Source organism: Mycolicibacterium arenosum, from assembly GCF_024320865.1.
GTDB classification, from domain to species: Bacteria; Actinomycetota; Actinomycetes; order Mycobacteriales; family Mycobacteriaceae; genus Mycobacterium; species Mycobacterium arenosum.
On sequence record NZ_JANDBD010000012.1, the window covers coordinates 55,105 to 77,440 of the forward strand.

21 protein-coding genes are annotated in these 22,336 nt (G+C 68.4%); 7 read left to right on the forward strand and 14 right to left on the reverse strand.

Annotation, left to right across the window (positions count from 1 at the left end; genetic code table 11):
- The first annotated feature begins 107 nt into the window (after positions 1-107).
- Complete coding sequence (gene disA, locus NM203_RS25670) at positions 108-1,229, forward strand: DNA integrity scanning diadenylate cyclase DisA (RefSeq protein WP_255063430.1); 1,122 nt, start codon at positions 108-110, stop codon at positions 1,227-1,229.
- Between the two features lie 9 nt (positions 1,230-1,238).
- Here the strand turns inward: disA and NM203_RS25675 are convergent, their stop codons facing one another.
- Both NM203_RS25675 and NM203_RS25680 read right to left on the reverse strand, forming a co-directional pair.
- The gene (locus NM203_RS25675; protein WP_255063431.1) at positions 1,239-2,042 is read right to left on the reverse strand and encodes a hypothetical protein; all 804 of its coding nucleotides are present in this window, start codon (positions 2,040-2,042) and stop codon (positions 1,239-1,241) included.
- A gap of 82 nt (positions 2,043-2,124) precedes the next feature.
- Positions 2,125-2,745 (reverse strand): carbonic anhydrase, encoded by a 621-nt coding sequence (locus tag NM203_RS25680; protein ID WP_255063432.1) that lies wholly within the window; start codon positions 2,743-2,745, stop codon positions 2,125-2,127.
- Here NM203_RS25680 and NM203_RS25685 point away from each other — a divergent pair.
- A complete protein-coding gene (locus NM203_RS25685; protein ID WP_303625200.1) occupies positions 2,744-3,658 on the forward strand; it encodes an iron-sulfur binding domain-containing protein in 915 nt (304 codons plus the stop codon). The genes NM203_RS25680 and NM203_RS25685 overlap by 2 nt on opposite strands.
- 9 nt (positions 3,659-3,667) lie before the next feature.
- A complete protein-coding gene (locus NM203_RS25690) occupies positions 3,668-5,092 on the forward strand; it encodes a bifunctional lipase/adenylate cyclase LipJ (protein ID WP_255063433.1) in 1,425 nt (474 codons plus the stop codon).
- Here the strand turns inward: NM203_RS25690 and NM203_RS25695 are convergent.
- Positions 5,047-6,012, reverse strand: coding sequence for a helix-turn-helix domain-containing protein (locus tag NM203_RS25695; RefSeq protein WP_255063434.1), 966 nt, complete (start codon positions 6,010-6,012; stop codon positions 5,047-5,049). The two genes, NM203_RS25690 and NM203_RS25695, sit on opposite strands and share 46 nt — an antisense overlap.
- Positions 6,013-6,083: 71 nt before the next feature.
- On the opposite strand from NM203_RS25695, the gene NM203_RS25700 reads away from it, so the two are divergent.
- Positions 6,084-6,305 (forward strand): hypothetical protein, encoded by a 222-nt coding sequence (locus tag NM203_RS25700; RefSeq protein WP_255063435.1) that lies wholly within the window; start codon positions 6,084-6,086, stop codon positions 6,303-6,305.
- Here the strand turns inward: NM203_RS25700 and NM203_RS25705 are convergent.
- Positions 6,279-7,085, reverse strand: a complete 807-nt coding sequence (locus NM203_RS25705; RefSeq protein ID WP_255063436.1) for an alpha/beta fold hydrolase — start codon at positions 7,083-7,085, stop codon at positions 6,279-6,281. The genes NM203_RS25700 and NM203_RS25705 overlap by 27 nt on opposite strands.
- 42 nt (positions 7,086-7,127) lie before the next feature.
- On the opposite strand from NM203_RS25705, the gene mhuD reads away from it, so the two are divergent.
- Together mhuD and NM203_RS25715 are read left to right on the forward strand one after the other, a co-directional pair.
- Positions 7,128-7,442, forward strand: coding sequence for a mycobilin-forming heme oxygenase MhuD (gene mhuD / locus NM203_RS25710; protein WP_255063437.1), 315 nt, complete (start codon positions 7,128-7,130; stop codon positions 7,440-7,442).
- Positions 7,443-7,464: 22 nt separating this feature from the next.
- On the forward strand, positions 7,465-8,781 hold the full coding sequence (locus NM203_RS25715; RefSeq protein WP_408633412.1) for a serine hydrolase: 1,317 nt from the start codon (positions 7,465-7,467) through the stop codon (positions 8,779-8,781).
- On the opposite strand, the gene NM203_RS25720 is transcribed toward NM203_RS25715, so the two are convergent.
- From NM203_RS25720 to lysS, 6 genes are all read right to left on the reverse strand, one after another.
- Entirely contained in the window at positions 8,753-9,322 is a 570-nt protein-coding gene (locus NM203_RS25720; RefSeq protein ID WP_255063438.1) for a histidine phosphatase family protein, read from the reverse strand. The two genes, NM203_RS25715 and NM203_RS25720, sit on opposite strands and share 29 nt — an antisense overlap.
- Before the next feature lie 9 nt (positions 9,323-9,331).
- Positions 9,332-10,147: a CbtA family protein gene (locus NM203_RS25725; RefSeq protein ID WP_255063439.1), complete on the reverse strand. Its 816-nt coding sequence runs from the start codon at positions 10,145-10,147 to the stop codon at positions 9,332-9,334.
- Positions 10,148-10,181: 34 nt separating this feature from the next.
- A complete protein-coding gene (locus tag NM203_RS25730; protein WP_255063440.1) occupies positions 10,182-10,397 on the reverse strand; it encodes a CbtB domain-containing protein in 216 nt (71 codons plus the stop codon).
- Positions 10,398-10,597: 200 nt separating this feature from the next.
- Positions 10,598-13,153, reverse strand: coding sequence for an ATP-dependent protease ATP-binding subunit ClpC (gene clpC1, locus NM203_RS25735; protein ID WP_255063441.1), 2,556 nt, complete (start codon positions 13,151-13,153; stop codon positions 10,598-10,600).
- 296 nt (positions 13,154-13,449) lie between these two features.
- Positions 13,450-13,791 carry a histone-like nucleoid-structuring protein Lsr2 gene (gene lsr2, locus NM203_RS25740; protein ID WP_255063442.1) on the reverse strand — a complete coding sequence of 114 codons (342 nt, stop codon included), beginning with the start codon at positions 13,789-13,791 and terminating at the stop codon, positions 13,450-13,452.
- A 109-nt stretch (positions 13,792-13,900) separates the two neighbouring features.
- Complete coding sequence (lysS, locus tag NM203_RS25745; protein WP_255063443.1) at positions 13,901-15,406, reverse strand: lysine--tRNA ligase; 1,506 nt, start codon at positions 15,404-15,406, stop codon at positions 13,901-13,903.
- 23 nt (positions 15,407-15,429) lie between these two features.
- Here lysS and NM203_RS25750 point away from each other — a divergent pair, with 23 nt between their 5' ends.
- Complete coding sequence (locus tag NM203_RS25750) at positions 15,430-16,650, forward strand: alanine racemase (protein ID WP_255063444.1); 1,221 nt, start codon at positions 15,430-15,432, stop codon at positions 16,648-16,650.
- A gap of 140 nt (positions 16,651-16,790) precedes the next feature.
- Here the strand turns inward: NM203_RS25750 and NM203_RS25755 are convergent, their stop codons facing one another.
- From NM203_RS25755 to NM203_RS25770, 4 genes are read right to left on the reverse strand one after another with little or no spacing between them, the layout of a single operon-like run.
- The gene (locus NM203_RS25755; protein ID WP_303625201.1) at positions 16,791-17,879 is read right to left on the reverse strand and encodes a sulfotransferase domain-containing protein; all 1,089 of its coding nucleotides are present in this window, start codon (positions 17,877-17,879) and stop codon (positions 16,791-16,793) included.
- Positions 17,873-19,651 (reverse strand): ATP-binding cassette domain-containing protein, encoded by a 1,779-nt coding sequence (locus tag NM203_RS25760; protein ID WP_255063445.1) that lies wholly within the window; start codon positions 19,649-19,651, stop codon positions 17,873-17,875. The genes NM203_RS25755 and NM203_RS25760 overlap by 7 nt, the downstream gene beginning before the upstream one ends.
- 15 nt (positions 19,652-19,666) lie before the next feature.
- The gene (locus NM203_RS25765; protein WP_255063446.1) at positions 19,667-20,851 is read right to left on the reverse strand and encodes a type III polyketide synthase; all 1,185 of its coding nucleotides are present in this window, start codon (positions 20,849-20,851) and stop codon (positions 19,667-19,669) included.
- A complete protein-coding gene (locus tag NM203_RS25770; protein WP_255063447.1) occupies positions 20,848-22,326 on the reverse strand; it encodes a fatty acid desaturase in 1,479 nt (492 codons plus the stop codon). The genes NM203_RS25765 and NM203_RS25770 overlap by 4 nt, the downstream gene beginning before the upstream one ends.
- Positions 22,327-22,336: the final 10 nt, after the last annotated feature.

Consider the following 22,336-nt stretch of genomic DNA (forward strand, 5'->3'; position numbering starts at 1 on the left):
CAGGAGCGCAGGGAACCGGGGAATCGGGTTCGGCGGGCAGGAGCGCAGCGACCAGGGAATCGGGTTCGGCGGGCAGGAGCGCAGCGACCAGGGAATCGGGAGGGCACATGGCGGTGAAGTCCGGCGGCAGGGCGAGCCGAGGCACCGTGGTGCAACTGGCGCGCCCGACGCTTCGGGAGACGCTGGGGCGGTTGGCTCCCGGAACGGCCCTGCGCGACGGCCTCGAGCGCATTCTGCGCGGCCGCACGGGTGCATTGATCGTGCTCGGCTACGACGACAGCGTCGAAGCCATCTGCGACGGCGGGTTCTCACTCGACGTGCACTACGTGCCCACCCGGCTGCGCGAGCTCTCCAAGATGGACGGCGCCGTGGTCCTGTCGAGCGACGGCACCCGGATCCTTCGCGCCAACGTACAGCTGGTGCCGGACCCCTCGATCCCCACCGACGAGTCGGGCACCCGGCACCGATCCGCTGAGCGCACCGCCATCCAGACCGGGTATCCCGTTGTCTCCGTTAGCCATTCGATGAGTATCGTCACGGTGTACGTGGCGGGCGAACGACACGTCGTGCCCGACTCGGCCGCCATCCTGTCGCGTGCCAACCAGACCATCGCCACACTCGAGCGCTACAAGGCCCGTCTCGACGAGGTGAACCGGCAGCTGTCCACCGCCGAGATCGAGGACTTCGTGACGCTCCGCGACGTCATGACCGTGGTCCAGCGGCTCGAGATGGTGCGCCGCATCAGCCTGGAGATCGACGCCGACGTGGTCGAACTCGGCACCGATGGCAGGCAGCTCAAGCTGCAACTCGAGGAACTCGTCGGCGACAACGACACGGCCCGAGAGCTGATCGTCCGCGACTACCACGCCAACCCCGATCCGCCGACCAACACGCAGGTGACGTCCACCCTCGAGGAGCTGGACGGGTTGAGCGATAACGAGTTGCTCGACTTCACCACGCTGGCAAGGGTTTTCGGTTACCCCACCACGCTCGAGGCGCAGGACTCCGCGATGAGCTCGCGCGGCTATCGGGCGATGGCGGGCATCCCGCGGCTGCAGTTCGCCCACGTCGATCTGCTCGTGCACGCGTTCGGATCCCTGCAGGGCGTGCTGGCGGCCAGCGCCAACGACCTGCAGTCGGTGGACGGCATCGGCTCGATGTGGGCCCGCCACATCCGGGAGGGTCTGTCCCAGCTCGCCGAGTCGACCATCGCCGACCAGCTCGCCTGATCGCCGAACTCAGCCGGGCGGGGGCGGAACCTCGGCGGGCGGCGGAACGTCGGCGGGCGGGGCGTCCACAGGCGGAGGAGCCTCACCCGGAGGCGGCGGCGCGGCGGCCTCGGCCAGGGTGAACGGCACGGTCGCCGAGCGCAGGTTGCCCAACTGGACCAGCAGGTTGTAGGTGCCGGGCCCGATCGCCTGACGGGGCAGCGGGCAGTTCGGCGCCGAGCCCATCCCCGTCCAGGTGACCTCGGTGGTCACCTGCTCACCGGGGGCGAACGTCTTCACCAAGGTCTCGTTCGACGGCGCGCAGTCGAGATTCGACCACAGCCGGTTGTTGTCCAGGCCGTAGACGTACGCGGCCAGCACGGCGGCACCGACGTCGCGCTTGCAGGCGACGAGGCCGATGTTGGTGACCACCATGGTGAACTTCGGCTGATCACCGACGACGTAGTTCGGCTGACTGGTGATGCCCTTGACCGCCAGCGTCGAGTCGGGGCAATCGTCCCCCTCCTTGAGAACCGGCGGCGGCGTCACCGCAGCGGTCGGCGTCGGAGTGGCCGCCGGGGCCTCCGGGGCGGGCGGTACGACCGGTGACTTGATCTCGGGATCCTGGCCCGGCAGCGGAGTCGGCGGCGCCTCGGCGCTCGGCGTGTTCGCAGCCGCCTGCTCGGGAGCGGAGTCCCCGGTGGCGTTCGACACGACGACGAGCACGATGGTCACGACGATGGCGATGACTACGGCGGCGACCCCGATGGCGAGCATCCGGCGGCGCCGGTAGATCTCCGGGGGGAGCGGGCCGTTCGGTTCGAGATCCAGCACAACATCACGGTAGGGGCAGGTCACCGCTACTCGTTCGACCCGGCCCGGCGTGTCGCCGCACTTATTCGGGGCCGGTGGGCTATCAGACCTCGCCGATGTCGCCGGCGTGCTCGCGTAACGCGATGCGTCCGTCGGCCAGGTGGTAGGTGACTCCTGCGATGGCGAGCCTGCCCTCGTCGACCGCCTCCGAGATCGCCGTCGACCGATCGGCGAGCTGGGCGACGGTCTGGTTGACGTGCTTCTCCTCGAACTCGTCGACGCGACTGAGGCCGTCGCGGCGACCGATCAAGATCGACGGGGTCACCCGTTCGACGACGTCACGCACGTAACCGCCGGGGATCACGCCGTCGTCGATGGCCGCCAGCGTCGCCTTGACCGCACCGCAGCTGTCGTGGCCGAGGACGACGATCAACGGCACGGACAGCACGTTGACCGCGTACTCGATGGAACCGAGCACCGCGGAGTCGATGACGTGACCGGCGGTGCGCACCACGAACATGTCGCCGAGGCCCTGGTCGAAGATGATCTCGGCGGCGACCCGACTGTCGGAGCAGCCGAACACGACTGCCGTCGGCTTCTGCGCCTCGGCGAGGCTCGCCCGGTGCTCGATGCTCTGGCTGGGGTGCTGGGGCTGACCCGCGACGAATCGCTCGTTACCCTCTCGGAGTGCTTTCCATGCGGTCACTGGACTCGTGTTGGGCATGCGCACATTGTGCCCCGCGTACGCGTCGACGGAAACCGTGACGGTGGACACCGGGGAACTGCTCGACTGGTACGGCCGCGCTCAGCGCGATCTGCCGTGGCGCCGGCCCGGCGTGACCGCGTGGCAGATCCTGGTCAGCGAGTTCATGCTGCAGCAGACGCCGGTCGCGCGGGTCGACCCGATCTGGCGGGACTGGATCGCGCGCTGGCCGACTCCGTCGGCGACGGCCGCCGCCAGTGCCGCCGACGTCCTGCGCGCCTGGGGAAAACTCGGCTATCCGCGCCGCGCCAAACGACTGCACGAGTGCGCCGCCGTCATCGCCGCCGAACACGGCGACGAGGTGCCCGATGACGTCGAGACGCTGCTGACGCTGCCGGGCATCGGCGCGTACACGGCTCGGGCGGTGGCGTGCTTCGCCTACCGCAAGCGGGTCCCCGTGGTGGACACCAACGTCCGGCGTGTGGTGGCTCGGGTCGTACACGGCAGGGCCGACTCCCCCGCCAGCGTTCGCGACCTTGCCGACGTGGACGCGCTGCTGCCGAATGACGATGAGGCGCCGACGTTCTCGGTCGCGCTGATGGAACTGGGGGCCACGGTCTGCACGGCACGTTCGCCACGCTGCGGCGTGTGCCCGTTGAGCGCGTGCGCGTGGCGTGCCGCCGGCTACCCACCCGCCGAGACGCCCGCCCGCCGCCCGCAGCGCTTCGCGGGGACGGATCGCCAGGTGCGCGGCAAGCTCCTGGACGTGTTGCGCGCCAACGTCGCTCCGGTCGAGAGGGCCGCACTCGACGTGGTGTGGCTGACCGACACGGCGCAGCGCGACCGCGCGCTCGACTCCCTGCTCGTCGACGGCCTCGTCGAGCAGACCGGGGACGGCCGGTTCGCTCTCGCGGGCGAAGGCGGCGACGGCTAGCCTCGGTATGTGGTCGAACCCGGTGCTCGGGCTTCTCGGGCTTCAGCGGCACCTCGGACCCGCTATGCGTCACGCGGCGATCTCGACATCGCGTACCAGGTGCTCGGCGACGGGCCGGTCGACGTGGTCGTCATGCCGGGGCCGTTCATCCCGATCGACTCCATCGACAGTGAACCCTCGATGTACCGCTTCTACCGGCGGCTGGCGTCGTTCTGCCGCGTGATCCGGTTCGACCACCGCGGCATGGGCATGTCCTCGCGCATCGGTGCGGACAAGATCACCCCGGCGTGCTGGGCCGAGGACGCGGTCGCGGTGATGGACGCCGTCGGCATCGAGCGCGCAACCTTCTTCGTTTCCGGATTCACCTCGGTGAGCGCCCTCTTCCTGGCCGGCGACCGGCCCGAGCGGGTCGCGAATCTCGTCGTCGTCAACGGTGCCGCCCGCGTGCTGTGGGCGGCCGACTACGAGGTGGGGTCGGATGCCGCCGCGGCGAAGGCGTTCACGACCGCCGCAGTGGAACCCGACGCGGTGGAGCGCGGTGCCGACGTCCTCGGCAGAATGGCGCCGTCGGTCGCCGAGGACCACGCGTTCCGGGCGTGGTGGGACTCGGCCGGTCACCGCGCCGCGTCGCCGAGCATGGCCCGCCGATCCAGCCAGGCGCTCGCCGACGCGGACGTCCGCGACAAGCTCGCGCACATCAGCGCACCGACACTCGTCGTGCACCGCGCGGACGCGACCTTCGTTCCGGTCGGCCACGGCCGGTACCTCGCCGAGCACATCTCCTGCGCTCGCTACGTCGAATTGCCCGGCGCTGACACGCTTTACTGGGTCGGCGACAGCGCACCCCTTCTCGACGAGATCGAGGAGTTCATCACCGGCGCGCGCAGCGGCGCGGTCACCGAACGCGTGCTGACCACCATCATGTTCACCGACATCGTGGGCTCGACCGCGCGGGCCGCGTCCCTCGGCGACGACCGCTGGCGCGACCTGCTGGACAACCACGACACCGCGGTCCGCCGCGAACTCGAGCGGTTTCGCGGCCGCGAGGTGAACACCGCCGGTGACGGTTTCGTCGCGACGTTCACCAGTCCGAGCGCCGCACTGGGCTGCGCCGAGGCGATCGTCGACGCGGTCCGCGCGCTCGGCATCGAGGTGCGAGTGGGGATTCACGCGGGCGAAGCCGAGGTCCGCGGCGAGGACATCGCGGGCATGGCCGTCCACATCGCGGCGCGGGTCGCGGGCTACGCCGGCGCCGGCGAGATCCTGGTCTCGTCGACGCTCAGCGAGATCGTCACCGGCTCAAGGCATTCCTTCACCGAACGCGGTGAGTACGCGTTGAAGGGCGTGCCGGGGGTCTGGCGGCTGTACCGCCTCGCACGCGAACGCGGTCAGGCCGTCTCGGCGCAGTCCGTGCACGAGAACCTGCGGCGGTAGTCGGTCGGCGTCACACCGATGACCCGACGGAAGTGGTGCCGCAGCAGCGTCGCCGTGCCGAACCCGGACTTGTCGGCCACCCGGTCGATGTCCAGATCGGTCTCCTCCAGCAGGCGACGCGCGTACAGCACGCGCTGATCGGTGACCCACTGCATGGGCGTGCGGCCGGTCTCCTCGACGAAGCGGCGGGCGAACGTCCGCGCGGACATGCTGGCACGCTTGGACAGCGTCGCGACGGTATGCGGGTGCTCCAGATTGGACAGGATCCAGTCGAGATGCGGCGCAAAGCCTTCCGAGCAGCGAACCGGGATCGGCTGGTCGATGTACTGGCGCTGCCCACCGTCGCGGTGCGGCGGCACCACCATGCGGCGGGCGATGATGTTGGTGACCTCGCTGCCCAGTTCGCGACGGACCAGGTGCAGGCAGGCGTCGATACCGGCCGCGGTGCCCGCGCTGGTGATGAGATTTCCGTCGTCCACGTAGAGCACGTTGCGGTCGACCTTCGCGGTAGGGAACATCTCCGCCAGCGCGTCGGCGTGCATCCAGTGCGTCGTACAGTGCCTGCCGTCCAGCAGTCCGGCGGCGCCCGCGACGAACGCTCCCGAGCACACGGTCAGGATGATCGAACCCGCGGCCGCGGCCCGCCGGATGGCGTCGAGCGCGTCCTCGGGATAGTTCACGCCGGCGATGGCCGGGATCGCCACCAGGTCTGCGCCGATCAGGTCCTCGAACCCGTGATCGGGGATCAGCGAGGCCCCGACCGACGTGCGGAGCGGTTTCCCCGGCTCGGGACCGCAGACCTTGAAGTCGAAGTTGGGCACGCCGTCTCCGGACCGGTCGATGCCGAAGACCTCGCACACCACGCCGAACTCGAAGGGGGCGAGGCCGTCCAGCACCAGTGCTGACACCGTTCTGATCATGGCAGCATCTTATCCAAGGCCGTCAGTTCTGCCACTGTTGGCGGGATATCGCATACCGAACAATTACTGCCATGAACACGATCCTCGCCTTCCTCGTCCTGGCCGCCCCGTTCGCGGTCGCAGCCCTGTTCAGCTGGGCCAGCCACCGCTCCCACCCCGCCCGCAACTACCTGGCATCGGTGACCGACGACCGCGACTGGTACCGCGTCGAGCACGACGCGGACGCCGCGCGCACGCGGTTCGAGCAGACCCCGGCGTGGCCGGCGTCAGGCGCCACCGGCGAACGACGTTAGGAACGTCTCGACGGCGCGGCGGTATTCCAGCGGCGCGTCGTCGTGAACCAGGTGACCGGCGGTCGGCACGTGCACGTAGGTGGTGCTTCCGTGTGCCGTTTCGTGCATCCGGGCCATCTGCCCCTCGGGTGTCACCGAGTTGCCCGCCTCGATGAGCAGCACCGGCGCCCGCACGGCGCGCCACTGCTCCCAGTAGTCCCTCGTCCCCCACTCCGCGGCGATCTCGATCCACCGCCCCGTGTGACCGTGCAGACGCCAGCCCGTCGGCGTCCGGTCGAACGCCTCGAGAAAGTACCGGCCCGCGACCTCCCCGAACGCCTCGAGAACCTGATCGGGAGAGCCGAATTCGACGGGCAGCGCCAGCAGCCACGGCTCCCATGGCCCCGTCGTGCGACCTCGGAAATCCGGTGCCATGTCCTCCACGACGAGGGCCTTCACCAGATCGGGGCGCGCCGCGGCGAGACACCAACCGTGCAACCCGCCCATCGAATGACCGATCAACGTCACCGGTCCGCCCAGCCCCTCGATCGCGTCGGCGAGATCCGCGACGAAGCGCTCCGTGCTGATCGGCGCGTCATCTGCGACGTCCCGTCCGCGGTGCCACGGCGCGTCGTAGGTGTACACCGTTCCGTACCCGGTCAGCCACGGCAGCTGGCGCGACCACGTCGACCCGCGCCCCATCAGGCCGTGGACCAGGACGACGGGCTCGCCGGACCCTCCGCGGGCTGTCAACGGCTCTGCGCTCAATCCCCCGTCGCTTCGCTCGCCCGTAGTCTGCATGCCTCGATCTTGCCGTCCCGTTCGAGCGGTAATCTAAGCCCCATGCCAGTGGTGAAGATCAACGCGATCGAGGTTCCCGCCGACGCAGGCCCGGAGTTGGAGAAGCGGTTCGCCAACCGCGCCCACGCCGTCGACAACCAGCCCGGCTTCCTGGGTTTCCAGCTGCTGCGCCCGATCAAGGGTGAGGACCGCTACTTCGTCGTCACGCAGTGGGAGTCCGAGGAGGCCTTCCAGGCGTGGGCCAGCGGCCCCGCCGTCGAGGCGCACAAGGGGCAGGCGAACAAGCCGGTCGCGACCGGCGCGTCACTGCTGGAGTTCGAGGTCGTCCTCGACGTCCGGGGGACGAACGATAAGTAGTCGCCGGATCCGTCGATCGGCCGTGGCCCTCGCCACGTCGGTCGCCGTTCTCGCCTGCGGCTGCTCGCATGCCGGGATGCCGGTCGCGCAGGTCACGTACGGCATGCACATCGAGACCAACACGCCGCCGGGCGCCCGCGCCAAGCAGCTGATGGACATGGTCAACTCCGACTGGCCGATCGGCACCGTCACGGTCGCCACCCTGGCCGACTCGGACCTGATCGAGCCCGTCGCCGGGGCGATGGACCGGCTATGGGCCGACCGGCCGATCACCGTCACGGCGATCTCCGTCGGCGCCGGGCAGGCCACGCTGCAGGTGCGCAACTCGTACAGCGTCGCGCAGACCGTCGAATTGCACACGGGCGACTCGGGTCTCGTCGATCGCTTCAAGGTCACGCTGGACAAGCCGACGATCACGCAGTGGCCCGACGTCGACGCCGAGATCGCCAAGTCGGGGGCGGGCTTCGCGTATCAGGTGTCCAGGGTCGACGACGGCACGTGCGTCCGGATCGCGGGCACGGGAGCCGACCGGTCGATGCCGCTCGCCTCGATCTTCAAGCTGTACGTGCTGCTAGCCGTCGCCAACGCCGTCAACGCGCGCACCCTGACGTGGGACGAGCGGCTTCTGATCACCAAGGAGGACAAGGCCGTCGGCTCCGCGGGCTTCAACGACCTCAAGCCCGGCGCCGAGGTCTCGGTGCGCGACGCCGCCCAGCAGATGATCTCGGCGAGCGACAACATGGCCACCGACATGCTGATGACGCGCCTCGGCCCCGGCGCCGTCGAGCGGGCGCTGGTCGCCGCCGGCCACCACGACCCGGCGGCGATGACCCCCTTCCCCACCGCACACGAACTGTTCTCGATCGGCTGGGGTAAGCCGGACGTGCGCGAGGAGTGGAGGACGGCGTCGCCCGGACGCCGAGCAGAGATGCTCGCGCACACGAGAAGCCTTCCCTACGAACCGGATCCGATGCTCACGCGAACGCCTGCATCGCCGTACGGAATCGAGTGGTACGGCACGCCGATGGACGTCTGCCGCGTGCACGCCGCCCTGCAGGCGGCGGCGACCGGACCCGCACGGCCCGTGCGCGACATCCTCTCGGCCACCCCCGGTATCGAACTCGACCGGTCGAAGTGGGGCTACGTCGGCGCGAAGGGCGGAAACCTGCCGGGCGACTTGACGTTCAGCTGGTACGCCGAGGACTCCAGCGGCCAGGGCTGGGTGGCCAGCTATCAGCTCAGCTGGCCGCAGTACCGCAGCCTGACCGCGGCGTCGTGGCTGCTGTCCATCGCCACGCAGGCGTTCGATCTCATCCCGGTGAGCCCGCCGAGCCGGTAGACCGCAGCGTCCACGCCTGGCCGCGCAGATGCAGCACGGTATGGCTCGCGGGGGCTACGTCGATGCGCCAGAACGACTTCGGTGGTGCATCGAGCGCCACCAGGATCGCCGCCCTCACCACCGCGGGGTGGGTGACGGCAACCAGCCGGCCCCGCCGTGCCGTCAACGACTGGAGCCAAACCCGGACCCGAGCCACGACGTCGACGACCGACTCGCCGCCGTGCGGCGCCTGCGAGGCGTCGGTCAACCACAGCGCCAGTTCCTCGGGCGGCACCCCGCCCAGCACGTTGCCCCGCCACGTCGCGCAGTCGAGATCGGCGAGGGCGTCCTCGATCTCGGCTCGCAGGCCCAGCAGTTCCGCCGTCTGCCGGGTGCGCTTCTCCGGACCGCACACGGCGGCGTCGATCGGACCTAGTTCGACCGTGGCGTCGAGTTGCCGCTGCCCGAGCGCGTTGAGGGGTTCGTCGATGGGAAATCGTCCGGCCGCCATCGCATCCGTCATGCCGTGGGATACGAGGGTCAGCCGGACGACTTCACTCACCGGGCCGACTCATGCCGACAGCGCGTCCTGCCGCTTCCCGTCGAGCAGCCTCGAGACGAGTGCTGCGAAGACCAGTCCGATCGTCGCGTACATCACGACCTGCGCGCCGAGGGAGTACAGCCGGAACTCGTACAGCAGGTCGGCGGGGAACCCCTCGTAGACGATGGTGCCCGCCTCGTCGGTCAGCGGGCCGGGCGTCTCGTCGACGGTGGGGAGGACGAGCATCAGCACCGCAATGGCGACGACGTAGCCGGCGGCCGCGACCAGGGTGGCGTTCCACGCGCCCAGCTTCTCGTTGAGCCGTCGACCCAGATACACCGCGCCGACCAACAGCGCCGCCGACAGCACCACCAGCAGCAGGTACAGCAGGGTGCGCTGGCGGATAGTCTCGTCGAGGCTGAGCGCGGGCGGACTCGCCGGATACTTCAGGAACGGCACCACGTACAGGCTGACGAGCATTCCGCCGGCGACGTACAGCGACAACAGCCTGGCCGACACGTTCCCGACGCGGCCGTAGGCCACGGTGTAGACGACGGCGAACAGCGCGCCGATGGCGAGGCTGAACAGCACCACCCCGATGCCCATGCCGAGGTTCATCTGGATGGCACGACTGAAGCCGCCGCCGTCGGCGCCGTGGCTGTGCGCAGCAATACCCGTTGACGCCGCCGCTGCATCTTCGAGGGCCTGGTGCGCTTCTCCGATGCCGTCCTCGTAGTCGATCGCGAGCTCGATGATCGGCTCGATCAGGAGACGCGAGAAGACGAAGGTGAGTAGCCCGGCCAGGGCGCCGGCCAGCAAGCCGCGCCCGATGATCTGCTTCTCCATATTCGTTTGGGTTCCTCTGCTTCCGGCCGGTTCGTCAGTGGCAGGGGAAGCCGAGGAGATGGCGGGCGTCGTGGATGAACTCGTGAATGTGGGTGTCGCTGCCGAATACCGACGTCGCGCCCTGATCCAGGCCGACGAAGTAGAGCACCAGCAGCGCGAGGAAGGCGGTGGCGGACAGCCACACCGCCGCGCTGGCGGCCGAGATGTCGATCGCAGGAGCCTTGGCGCTGCGTGCCTCTGGAGATGTCATGTCATCTGTCCTTTCGGGATTTCGCGTCCCGTATCGGGGGTGACGGCGTCGGGTCTGACTGTTCACAGTGGCGCGACCGTTCTGGATTCTCACCAGATTCCTTCGCTCGTCGATTACACCAGCTATCTAAGCACGGCACGTGCGTTAAGCACGCGAAAGGCCCCCGACTTTCGTCGGGGGCCTTCAGCGTGCACGGTGATCTACTCGGCGATGACGTCTCCGGTGGTGCCCGCAGCGGTTCCGGCCTTGGCCAGATCCACCTCGAGCTCGACGGCCGGCTTGCTCCGACCGGCGAACGTGAAGACCGCGTCCTCGACGTTGTTGCTCTCGCCGTCCCAGTTGTCGACGTCCACCAGCACGATCTGGCCGGGGCCGACCTCTTCGAAGAGGATCTTCTCCGACAGCTGATCCTCGATCTCGCGCTGGATCGTGCGGCGCAGCGGACGCGCACCCAGCACCGGGTCGAAGCCGCGCTTGGCCAGCAGCGCCTTCGCCTTGGGCGTCAGCTCCATGGCCATGTCCTTCGCCTTGAGCTGCTTGCCGACCCGACCGATCATCAGCTCCACCATCTGGACGATCTCTTCCTGCGTCAGCTGGTGGAAGACGATGATGTCGTCGATGCGGTTGAGGAACTCGGGGCGGAAGTGCTTCTTCAGCTCGTCGTTGACCTTCTGCTTCATCCGCTCGTAGTTGTTCTCGCCGCCACCCTGGGTGAAGCCGAGACCGACCGCCTTGCTGATGTCGGACGTGCCGAGGTTCGAGGTGAAGATCAGCACGGTGTTCTTGAAGTCCACCGTGCGCCCCTGACCGTCGGTGAGACGGCCGTCCTCGAGGACCTGCAGGAGGCTGTTGTAGATCTCCTGGTGGGCCTTCTCGATCTCGTCGAACAGCACGACGCTGAACGGCTTACGACGCACCTTCTCGGTGAGCTGACCGCCCTCCTCGTAGCCGACGTACCCCGGAGGGGCACCGAACAGCCGCGAGGCGGTGAAGCGGTCGTGGAACTCGCCCATGTCGATCTGGATGAGCGCGTCGTCGTCGCCGAAGAGGAACTCCGCCAGCGCCTTCGACAGCTCGGTCTTACCGACACCGGACGGGCCGGCGAAGATGAACGAGCCCGACGGCCGCTTGGGATCCTTCAGCCCGGCGCGGGTACGCCGGATGGCCTTGGAGACGGCCCGGACGGCGTCCTCCTGGCCGATGATCCGCTTGTGCAGCTCGTCCTCCATGCGCAGCAGGCGCGTGGTCTCGGCCTCGGTCAGCTTGAACACCGGGATACCGGTCCAGTTGCCGAGCACCTCGGCGATCTGCTCGTCGTCGACCTCGGCCACGACGTCGAGATCACCTGAGCGCCACTGCTTCTCACGCTCGGTGCGTTGCGCGACCAACTGCTTCTCCCGGTCGCGCAGGTTGGCTGCCTTCTCGAAGTCCTGCGCGTCGATCGCGGACTCCTTCTCCCGGCGCGCGTCGGCGATCTTCTCGTCGAACTCGCGCAGGTCCGGCGGCGCGGTCATCCGGCGGATGCGCATGCGCGCGCCCGCTTCGTCGATCAGGTCGATCGCCTTGTCCGGCAGGAACCGGTCGTTGATGTAGCGATCGGCCAGCGTCGCCGCGGCGGCGATGGCGCCGTCGGTGATCGAGACGCGGTGGTGCGCCTCGTACCGGTCGCGCAGCCCCTTGAGGATCAGGATGGTGTGCTCGACCGTCGGCTCGCCGACCTGAACCGGCTGGAAGCGGCGCTCCAGGGCGGCGTCCTTCTCGATGTACTTGCGGTACTCGTCGAGGGTGGTGGCGCCGATGGTCTGCAGCTCGCCGCGGGCCAGCTTCGGCTTCAGGATCGAGGCCGCGTCGATGGCACCCTCGGCGGCACCCGCGCCGACGAGCGTGTGCAGCTCGTCGATGAACAGGATGATGTCGCCGCGGGTGTTGATCTCCTTGAGCACCTTCTTGAGGCGCTCCTCGAAGTCGCCGCGGTACCGGCTGCCCGCCACCAGCGAACCGAGGTCCAGGGTGTAGAGCTGCTTGTCCTTCAGCGTCTCGGGCACGTCGCCGTGCACGATGGCCTGCGCGAGTCCTTCGACGACGGCGGTCTTGCCGACGCCGGGCTCACCGATCAGCACCGGGTTGTTCTTGGTGCGGCGGCTCAGCACCTGCATGACCCGCTCGATTTCCTTCTCACGGCCGATGACCGGGTCCAGCTTGCCCTCCATCGCCGCGGCGGTGAGGTTGCGGCCGAACTGGTCGAGCACCAGCGAGGTGGACGGGTTGCCGGACTCGCCGCCGCGGCCACCCGTGCCCGCTTCGGCGGTCTCCTTGCCCTGGTATCCGCTCAGCAGCTGGATGACCTGCTGGCGCACCCGCGTCAGCTCGGCGCCGAGCTTGACGAGCACCTGGGCGGCGACACCCTCACCCTCGCGGATGAGGCCGAGCAGGATGTGCTCGGTGCCGATGTAGTTGTGGCCGAGTTGCAGAGCCTCGCGAAGCGACAGCTCGAGCACCTTCTTCGCCCGCGGCGTGAACGGGATGTGTCCCGACGGCGCCTGCTGCCCCTGGCCGATGATCTCCTCGACCTGGCTGCGGACACCCTCGAGGGAGATGCCGAGCGATTCCAGCGATTTGGCGGCTACGCCTTCGCCTTCGTGAATGAGACCGAGGAGGATGTGCTCGGTGCCGATGTAGTTGTGGTTCAGCATCCTGGCCTCTTCTTGGGCCAGGACGACAACGCGCCGAGCGCGGTCGGTGAAGCGTTCGAACATCGGTGGTTACCTGCTCTCCATCACGTAGCGCAGTTGGAGGGAAATCCCAGCGCGGCGCACCGCGCTCTGCACATATCAGTCACTCTAATGCGCGGCCGCCCGCACCGCCCCGCCTGTCCTCAGCTCGTAAGAGCTTCGACGCGTTAGCTCGGGGTTGTCGCGCAGCCGTAGACGACCAACGCGGACGCGTGAGCATTCGTTTCCGAGAATTCGCCATCGACGGCGACCGATCGTTGCGCCGTCGGCGAAACGTCCGAGTGCGGGACCGTTACGGATCGCAGGCTGGCAACATCCGCCTACGTTGCCGCGTGGAATGCGTCGATGACGTCGGCCGGAATGCGGCCGCGGGTGGACACATTGTGCCCGTTGCGACGCGCCCAGTCCCGGATCGCAGCGCTCTGCTCGCGGTCGATCGATGCCCGGCCACGTCCTGAACCGGCTGACCGTCCCCTGCGACGGCCACCCACGCGGCGGCCCGCCTCAACCCACCCCTTGAGGTCGTTGCGCAGCTTTGCGGCATTCTTGGACGAAAGGTCGATCTCATAGCTCACGCCGTCAAGCGCGAATTCGACGGTCTCGTCCGCAGCACCTTCACCATCGAAATCATCGACCAAGGTGACGGTTACCTTCTTCGCCATTAGCCCACACTGACCCTTCTGCCTGAGCAAGTCGTCGGTTCCCGTTGAACCCAGGCCACAATGCTGACATAAGAATCGAAATCATTCAACAAGTATGATTCCCGAACCGTCAGTTTGTGGATCTTCGGACAATCGGGAACAAAACGGTCTCGCGAATCGACAGGCCCGTCAGAGCCATCAACAACCTGTCGATACCCATTCCGGTACCCGTCGTGGGGGGCATCCCGTACTCCAATGCGGCGAGAAAATCCTCGTCGAGTGCCATTGCCTCGTCGTCGCCGGCAGCAGCCGCCCTGGCCTGCGCTTCGAACCTCTCACGCTGCACCACGGGGTCGATCAGTTCGGAGTATCCGGTCGCCAGTTCGAAGCGCCGGATGTACAGATCCCATTTCTCGGTGACTCCCGGAATGCTGCGGTGCGCACGGACCAGCGGAGACGTCTCGACCGGGAAATCGCGTACGAAGGTGGGTGCCCACAACTTCTCGCCGACGGTGGCCTCCCACAGTTCCTCGACGAGCTTGCCGTGCCCGTAACCGCGGTCGCGTGGCAGTTCCAGCTTCAGCGAGTCCGAGATGGCCCACAGCCGCTCGGCGCTCGTTTCGGGGGTTATCTCCTCCGATAGTGCCTCCGACAGCGACGGGTACATTTCCACCGTCGCCCATTCACCATCCAGGTCGTAGGTGCTGCCATCCGGCAGCGGTACGTTTCTGGTGCCAATGGCTTCGTCGGCGACCTCTTGAATAAGCTCACGCGTCACAACCGCGGAATCGTCGTAAGTTCCATAGGCCTGATAAGTCTCCAACATGGCAAATTCCGGAGAATGCGTGGAATCCGCACCTTCGTTTCGAAAGTTCCGATTCAACTCGAAGACCTTCTCGAAACCGCCGACCAAGCACCGCTTGAGGAACAACTCCGGTGCGATCCGGAGGTACAGGTCGGTGTCGAGGGCATTGGAGTGCGTGACGAATGGCCGGGCCGCAGCGCCGCCCGCAATCGTCTGCAGCATGGGAGTCTCCACCTCGAGGAAGTCCCTGCGCTCGAGTGCGGAGCGGACCGCGCGGACAACCGCGACACGCTGGCGGGCGATGGTGCGCGCCTCCGGTCGCACGATGAGATCGACGTAGCGCTGCCGGACGCGGGACTCCTCGCTCATGTCCTTGTGCGCGACGGGAAGTGGTCGCAACGCCTTCGAGATGATTTGCCAGGAATCCGCCAGCACCGAAAGTTCACCGCGACGGGAACTGATGACCTGACCTTCGACCAACACGATGTCGCCGAGATCGACGTCGGCTTTCCACGCGTCCAGGGACTCCTGGCCCACTTGAGCGAAGCTGATCATCGCCTGCAGCTGCGTGCCGTCGCCGTCCTGCAGCGTCGCGAAGCACAGTTTCCCGGAGTTACGGGCGAACACCACCCGGCCCGTCACACCGACCACCTGGCCGGTCTCGGTGTCCGGAGCGAGATCGGGATGGGCCTCGCGCACCTGGGCCAGCGAGTGCGTGCGCGCCACCTCGACGGGATAGGGGTCACGCCCTTCGGCCAGCAGCCGCTCGCGCTTGGCCTGGCGGATCCGGAACTGCTCGGGCAGGTCGGCGGTGGAATCAGCAGCGCTCACGACGTGCCAGCTTAAATGAACGCGTGACCGCGAAGAGCCACGCGAACGTCGACGCCGCGACCGTCGCCGCGCTGGCCCACGAACCGCTCGACTGGCGCTACAAGGGACTGCCCGTCGCGTGGTCGGGAATGACGCCCGCTGCGCTGCTGGGGGCCGACCCCTTCGACGCCGGCGCGGTCGGGCCGCTGTGCACGCTCGACGCTGCGGCACTCGACCACAACGTCCGCGCAATGGCGTCGTGGTGTGCCGCACACGGCGTGGAACTCGCGCCGCACGGCAAGACGCACATGTCGCCCCAGCTGTTCGCCAGGCAGGCCGCGGCGGGCGCGTGTGCGGTCACCGTCGCGACGACGAGCCAGGCGCGCGTCTACCGAGCCTTCGGCGCGTCACCGGTGATCATCGCCAACGGAGTGGTCGACGAGCCGGGATTGCGTTGGCTCGCGTCCGAACTCGACGCCGATCCGGCGTTCGACGTGATCTGCTGGGTCGACTCGGTGCGCGGTGTCGAGCTCATGACGGCGGCGCTGGCGGGGGCGCGCAGACCGCTGGACGTGTGCGTCGAGGTCGGAATGGCGGGCGGCCGGACCGGGTGTCGCACGGATGCCGACGTCGACGGCGTGGTGGCGGCGGTGTCCGCATCCGACCGGCTGCGGCTGGTCGGGGTGGCCGGATACGAGGCCGCGACCGCCGGGGACGTCCGGGGCTACCTGGGGTGGCTGCGGGCGACGACGCTCCGGCTGGCCGGCCGGTTCGAATCCGCTTCCGTGATCGTCAGCGCAGGCGGGAGTTCGTACTTCGACGTGGTCGCCGAGGCGCTGACCGCTTGGCCCGCGGATCTGTCGGTACGCACCGTCCTTCGCAGCGGGTGCTATCTGACCCATGACGACGGGCTGTACGAGCGGACGTCGCCGCTGCGCGGGGAACTGCGGCCCGCGCTGACCGTGTGGGGGCGCGTCGTCTCGCGACCGGAGCCGGATCTGGCCCTGGTGACGATGGGCCGGCGCGACGTGTCGTTCGACGCCGACCTGCCGACGCCGCGCGGGTTGGCCGCAAGCGTCTGCGAACGGCTCAACGACCAGCACGCCTACCTGCGCCTCGGCGCGACGGACCGCAGCAGCGCCGAGGTCGGTGCCTGGATCGGGTTCGGGGTTTCGCATCCGTGCACGGTGTTCGACAAGTGGCAGCTGATCCCGCTGCTCGACGGCGACCGCCGGGTGGTCGACCTGGTGCGGACGTTCTTCTAGGCCGGGTCGGCGCCTCGAGGTTGAACGTACGTAGGGGTCTACTCGAACTTCCTCTGCGTCAACTCAATCTGAATCTCCGGGACGCCACAGTCTCCCGAACTGCACTGGGGACCGCCCACAGCAGTAAGGCACTTCACTGCCTATGAATGGGCCTCGCATGACCGCAGCTTCGCGTGATCGGCCGACACACCATCCCCACACGAGATTGAACCTACGCAGGGGTCTACTCGAACTTCTTCTGCGTCAGCGCAATCCCGAGGGGCCGGGTCGGCGCCGCGCCTACCGTGATGGGCCCACGCCCATACCTCGGGTGACGCCCACTCCTCGCCGCGGCGGCGGTACAGCTCCTGCTCGGCCTCACCGACGATGGCCCCCCAGTCCCGGCTGCCGCCCGCCCGGAAGAACGGCTCCGGGCCGGCCCACAGCTCCGGGGAGAGCTCGGCGGCGCGGGACCGCATCGACTCCAGCGTGGCGTGCTCGGAGAGCTCCTCGAGCCGGGCCCTGTCCACGTCCACGCCGATCGCGTCGGCGAGCCTGCCGAACTCGCCGACGAGGTCGGCACGGTAGTCGTCGTAGTGGAACAGCGCCACGTTCGGCAGATGTCTTCTGCTCCATGCGGTTTCGTAGTGATGCAGGATGGTGGCCAACGACACGATTCCCTCTGTGGCCAGCACGGGGCGCTCGAGCCAGACCCGCATCTCCTCGAGCGGGTTCTGCGGTGGCGGTCGGAGGCCGGGCCGGTGCGGCGGGACCGGAGGACGCGGGTGCCCCGGCGGCGGGTGGGGTGGCGGATGCCCCGGACCCGGCGGCGGTCCCCCACCGGCTCGGGTGGCCGCCTCGAGCGCGTACAGGCGATCCTGGTCCACCAGCATGGACACCGCCGCGTCGCGAGGGTCGCGGCCCACCACCAGGTACGTGACGCGCGGGTCCACGTCGAGCCCGTCGAGCGGCGTGTGGGTCTTGATGAACCTGCGGTGGGTCTGCGCGTCGAGCGCCGCGACGACGTGTTCGACCGGCATGGCGGTGAGGTCGAGCCAGGGCGAGATCATCGCCAGCGGACCCGGAAGTTCGGGGCCGGAGAAGACGAGCAGCGACACCAACCGCTGCGTCCAGGTGGTGCCGCTCTTGGGTGGCGTGGAGATGACGATGTCGCCGTCGCGCAGTTCGAGCGCGTCCCACCGCGCGTTGTCGCTCATCCACGACCGGTAGGCGACGCGATCGGTCAGCATCGGGTGCCCTGCAGCGCGTCATCGGCGGCGCGCACGCCGAAGTCGAGCTTCACGATCTGGTCGGCGCAGTGGAAGTAGCGGTCGTCGTGGGTGATCACGACGACCGTCTTCCCCCGGTCGCGCAGGCCGGGCAGGATCCGCGTGTAGAACACGTCGCGGAAGCCCGGCTCCTGGTCGGCGGCCCACTCGTCGAACACGTACAGCGGGCGGTCCTCCAGGAGAGCGGTCAGGAGCGCGAGGCGCTTGCGCTGGCCCTGCGACAGCGCGACCGTGGACAGCCGCCCGTCCTGCACCGTCACCTTGTCCGCGAGCTGCAACGCGATGAGGTACTCGCGCACCTCGTCGTCGATTCCCGGCCGGTCGAACCCCAGATAGTCCTCGAACAGGTGGAAGTCGGTGAAGATCGCCGAACAGTTCTGCCGGAACCACTCCACGTTGTGCTCGTCCACCCGCTCACCGTTCAGCGTGATGGTGCCGCACTGCGGCGCGTACAGGCCGGTGATCAGCTTCGCGAGCGTCGACTTCCCGCTGCCGTTGCCCCCCACCACGAACGTGATCTGGCCCGGCTCCAGCAGCAGGTCGAGCGGACCGAGCCGAAAACCGGGGGCCAGGGCGTGCGGCGGCGGCGGACCACCGGGCGGCGGGCGATGCCCCGTGTGCGGGCCGCCCGGTCCGGGTGGGCCGGGATGACCGGGCCCGGGACGCGGCGGACCCATCGGCGGCAGCTCGGGTCCGAGCGTCGAGGTCGGGGCCAGCTCGCCCTGATAGGTGTAGCCGACACCGGACAGTGTGAGGCGCGCGGAGGCGGCGACCGGACGGCCGTCGTAGGGCAGCCGGTCCTCTACGCCCCCCGCGGCGATCGTGAGGTCCATGGCGCGGATCTTGGCCAGCGCCACGTCGCCTCGAATGAGGTCCGGGATGCGAGACATGAAGTGCTGCATGGGCATCGCGAGGAAGATGGTGATCAGCACGTAGCTCACCAGTATGTGGGCGGGCAGCTGCAGCGTCGACGCGAGGACGAACAGGATCACCGCCATCGCGAGGTTCTGCACGAGCCGGCCGTAGCCGTGCGCGACCGAGGCGCGCACTCCGGCGTCGACGTTCTGATCGCGGAGTTCGCCTGCCGCACCGACCAGGTGACGATCCATGAAGTCGGCGCGGCGGCCGCGGTGCAGTTTGAGTTCCTTGATCCCGACCGTGACCGCGTGGAACGAGCGCAGCAGGGCGTCCTCGTTCTCCCGCGACTCGCGATACAGCCGCTTCACGCGGCGCAGCAGGATCTCCACGCCGAGGATGCTCAGCGCGGTGCCCGCCACCGTGACCGTGAAGACCGGTCCCGACACCACGGCGAGCGCCACCAGGCATCCGACGATCGTCACGACGTCGACGCAGAAGTTGGGCAGCGCAGTCACCGCCTGCGAGAGTGCTCGCACGTCTTCGGTCAGCGTGGCCAGAAGCCGGTGCACGCCAAGACGTTCGAGGCGTTCCAGCGGAGCGGCGACGACCGCTTCGGATAGTTGCACCCGCAGCTGGTAGACGGCCTGCTGGGTCAGCCGGATCAGCAGTACCTGCGAGATCACGCTGGCGATCAGCGCGACGACGGCGGTCACGATGAACGGCACGACGGCCTGGTGGTGGTTCGCGTGCGGCGCCAACACGTCCCTGATCAACAGCAGCAGATAGGTGTTGGCGACGCCGCTGATCAAGCCGGCGATGAAGACCGCGATGATGCGCGCCCTCGATATCGAGAGCAGGAATCTGATGAGTGCCATGAGCGACGTCTCCGATCAGTGCCGCACGATGTCGAAGACGAAGCCTTCGACGGTCACACCGGGAGCGAACGAGAACGCGACACCGGTGCACGGTTCCCCGCCCGAATCCGGTTCGGCGACGGACGTCTTCATGGCTTCCAGGACGAAGAGCAGCGACACGCTGAGCATGTTGCCGAAGCGGGCCAGTACGTCCCAGCTGTGCGCGGCCGCGCTCGGCGGAATCCCCAGCGACCGTGCCGACTGCTCGATGATCTTCGGGCCACCGGGGTGGATCGCCCACAGGTCGACGTCGGACTTCCGCAGTTCGAGATCGGCGAGCACCCCGGTGATGACCGGGTCCACCCCGTCGAAGATGTAGGCGGGCAGGTTCTCGGACAGCTCGCAGGTGACGCCGTTGTGGTTGACGCCCAACACTATTCCGTCCTCCGCCGCATCCAACAGCCGGCTGAACGTCTCGCGGATGACGATCCGGCCCGGAGCCAGTTGCTGCTGCACCTGGCCCGCACCCACCACCACCGCACCGCACCCGTCGCCGAACAGGCTCGAGATGATGACGTCGTTGACATCGCCGGCGAAAACGGCGTTCACAGAGCACATTTCGATGCACACGACCAGGGCCTTGCGGCCGGGGTGCGAGCGTACGTAGTCGGACGCGGTGCGCAGGCCGTTCATCGCGGCCGCACACCCCATGAAGTTCACCACCAGGCGCGAGACGCTCGGCGACAGCCCGAGTCCCCTGACCACCGCGACGTCGACGCCCGGTGCGATGAAGCCGGTGCTGGTAACGAACACCAGCAGTCCGATCGCCTCGGCGCCACCCTCGACGCCGGCCACCGCACGGCCCGCGACCTCCACCGCCAGCGGTGCCGCGTGAGCGTAGAAGAGCCCCATGCGATCTCGCACGGTGCCCGCGGCGCGGCGGAACTCGTCGAACTCCGGGTCGAGCGGATCGATCGCCATCCGCCTGCTGTCGATGCGCGTCTTCTCGAACACCCGCGTGACGCGTTCCCGCTGCTCGGCGTCGAGGTTGAACAGCTCCGCCACCCGTGCGGCGGCCGCGTCCTGCGGGACCACCCGGCCGGGCGCTCCCGTTGCGATGCTCTCGATGACGGCGACCGCGGTCGGCGGGGCGGGCGGCAGTTCGGCCAGGTCGACCAGGGCGCCGTCGTGCTGGCGGCCGGAGGACGGCGCCGAACTCATACCGACCCCAGCCCGGCGAAGCCCTGGACGACGTACGTCGCACTGGTGCGCAGGGCCGCGGGTGAGAGGTGCTCTCGGACGACACCCCAGTCGCGTTCCTCCGCTTCGCGTGACCGCATCAGCAGGTAGGTCCGGCACAGCGCCGGGAGCCGGTCGGTGACGAAGCTCTTCGCGGGCAGCCACTCGATCCCGGACTTCGCGGCCTCCTCGCGCACGATGTCCTCGGTGGCGATGTTGGCGAAACCGCTGCGCTGGTACGGCACCACGTGGTGAACCCGATGCGAGCTCAGCCCGGCCGACAGGAAGCAGTCGACATACCTGTTGCCGACGACTTTGAGGTCGTACGCGGCGTCGACCTGATGCACTCCCCAGTCGTCGGTGTCGACGGCCTCCTCCTCGTCGTCGTCATCCTCGAAGTCGTGGCTCGACACGATCAGGAAGGTGCTGACCCACAGCGTGATGACGAATTGCAGCGCCCACGCCCAGAAGTCGCCGAACACGGTGAAGGCGACGAGTTCGGCGACCAGCAGTACGCGAACGGCGATCGAGCCGGCGAAGTGGGCGGATGCGTTGCGCCAGCTGCCGTAGAGGTTGGCCGCGCCGACCTTGCGAGTGATCCGGATGACGTCGACCACGCGGATGGTCATTCCGGTGAGCAGATGGCCCACCTTGTGCACGGTGTGCACCGGGATCCGGTACAGCCGCGGCAGCCGCATCATCATGGTGAAGACGTTCTTCTTGATGTCGACTTCGCTCTGCGTGTGAGGGTGGTGCAGCAGCGTGTGACCGTCGGCGACCACCAGCGACAGGGCGACGTAGTTCAGATCGAAGGCGCTGTCCAGCGCCCGCGTCGCACCACGCTGCGGACGGTGAATCGCGTAGTGCCCGAAGGCAACCAACGAGCTGCGCAGCACCACCATCGCGACGACGAAGATCGGCAGCGGCATCCAGGCGGGCATTCCCAGCCGCAGCACCTGCACGGCCACGTAGGCGAGTGCCATGACCGCCACCAGGACGTTGAACACGGTGTCCATCCGCGCGATGTGCGCGGCGGTCCGCGGCTCGCGCAGGCGTGCCCGAACGCGGTGCAGCAGGTCGTTGCGGTCGTCGAAGCGGAACTTCGGGGTGTCACGCCAGCTGTTGAAGTTCTCCTTGAACAGGAACGGCGGCGCGTTGTTCTTCGGGTGAATGTCCTGTGGCGTGGCGTCGCGGCCCAGCGCGTAGCGCTCGAGCATCCGCTCGATCGCCTCGGGGTTCGGATGGTACGTCCGGACGATCGAGGTGATGTCGCGGTTGCGGGTGCGCCCGATGAAGAAGGCACCACCGGGGTGTTTGGCGATCCAGTCGGACAGGTCGTAGGCGCGGCCGTTGTAGACCCACACGTCGGGCGGCGGGCCCGGACGCGGACCCGGCGGAGCACCACGTCCGCCCGGTTCCGGAACACCCCTGGTCTCCGGAAGATCTGTGGTGGTCATGTCGTTCCTT

Coding starts and splice junctions, on each gene's coding strand:
- mhuD (WP_255063437.1), top strand. CDS start 7,128: ATGCCAGTGGTGAAGATCAACGCGATCGAGGTTCCCGCCGACGCAGGC.
- disA (WP_255063430.1), top strand. CDS start 108: ATGGCGGTGAAGTCCGGCGGCAGGGCGAGCCGAGGCACCGTGGTGCAA.
- clpC1 (WP_255063441.1), bottom strand. CDS start 13,153: ATGTTCGAACGCTTCACCGACCGCGCTCGGCGCGTTGTCGTCCTGGCC.
- NM203_RS25725 (WP_255063439.1), bottom strand. CDS start 10,147: ATGGAGAAGCAGATCATCGGGCGCGGCTTGCTGGCCGGCGCCCTGGCC.
- NM203_RS25755 (WP_303625201.1), bottom strand. CDS start 17,879: ATGCTGACCGATCGCGTCGCCTACCGGTCGTGGATGAGCGACAACGCG.
- NM203_RS25705 (WP_255063436.1), bottom strand. CDS start 7,085: ATGCAGACTACGGGCGAGCGAAGCGACGGGGGATTGAGCGCAGAGCCG.
- NM203_RS25730 (WP_255063440.1), bottom strand. CDS start 10,397: ATGACATCTCCAGAGGCACGCAGCGCCAAGGCTCCTGCGATCGACATC.
- NM203_RS25760 (WP_255063445.1), bottom strand. CDS start 19,651: ATGGCACTCATCAGATTCCTGCTCTCGATATCGAGGGCGCGCATCATC.
- NM203_RS25700 (WP_255063435.1), top strand. CDS start 6,084: ATGAACACGATCCTCGCCTTCCTCGTCCTGGCCGCCCCGTTCGCGGTC.
- NM203_RS25695 (WP_255063434.1), bottom strand. CDS start 6,012: ATGATCAGAACGGTGTCAGCACTGGTGCTGGACGGCCTCGCCCCCTTC.
- NM203_RS25770 (WP_255063447.1), bottom strand. CDS start 22,326: ATGACCACCACAGATCTTCCGGAGACCAGGGGTGTTCCGGAACCGGGC.
- lsr2 (WP_255063442.1), bottom strand. CDS start 13,791: ATGGCGAAGAAGGTAACCGTCACCTTGGTCGATGATTTCGATGGTGAA.
- NM203_RS25765 (WP_255063446.1), bottom strand. CDS start 20,851: ATGAGTTCGGCGCCGTCCTCCGGCCGCCAGCACGACGGCGCCCTGGTC.
- NM203_RS25685 (WP_303625200.1), top strand. CDS start 2,744: ATGCGCACATTGTGCCCCGCGTACGCGTCGACGGAAACCGTGACGGTG.
- NM203_RS25680 (WP_255063432.1), bottom strand. CDS start 2,745: ATGCCCAACACGAGTCCAGTGACCGCATGGAAAGCACTCCGAGAGGGT.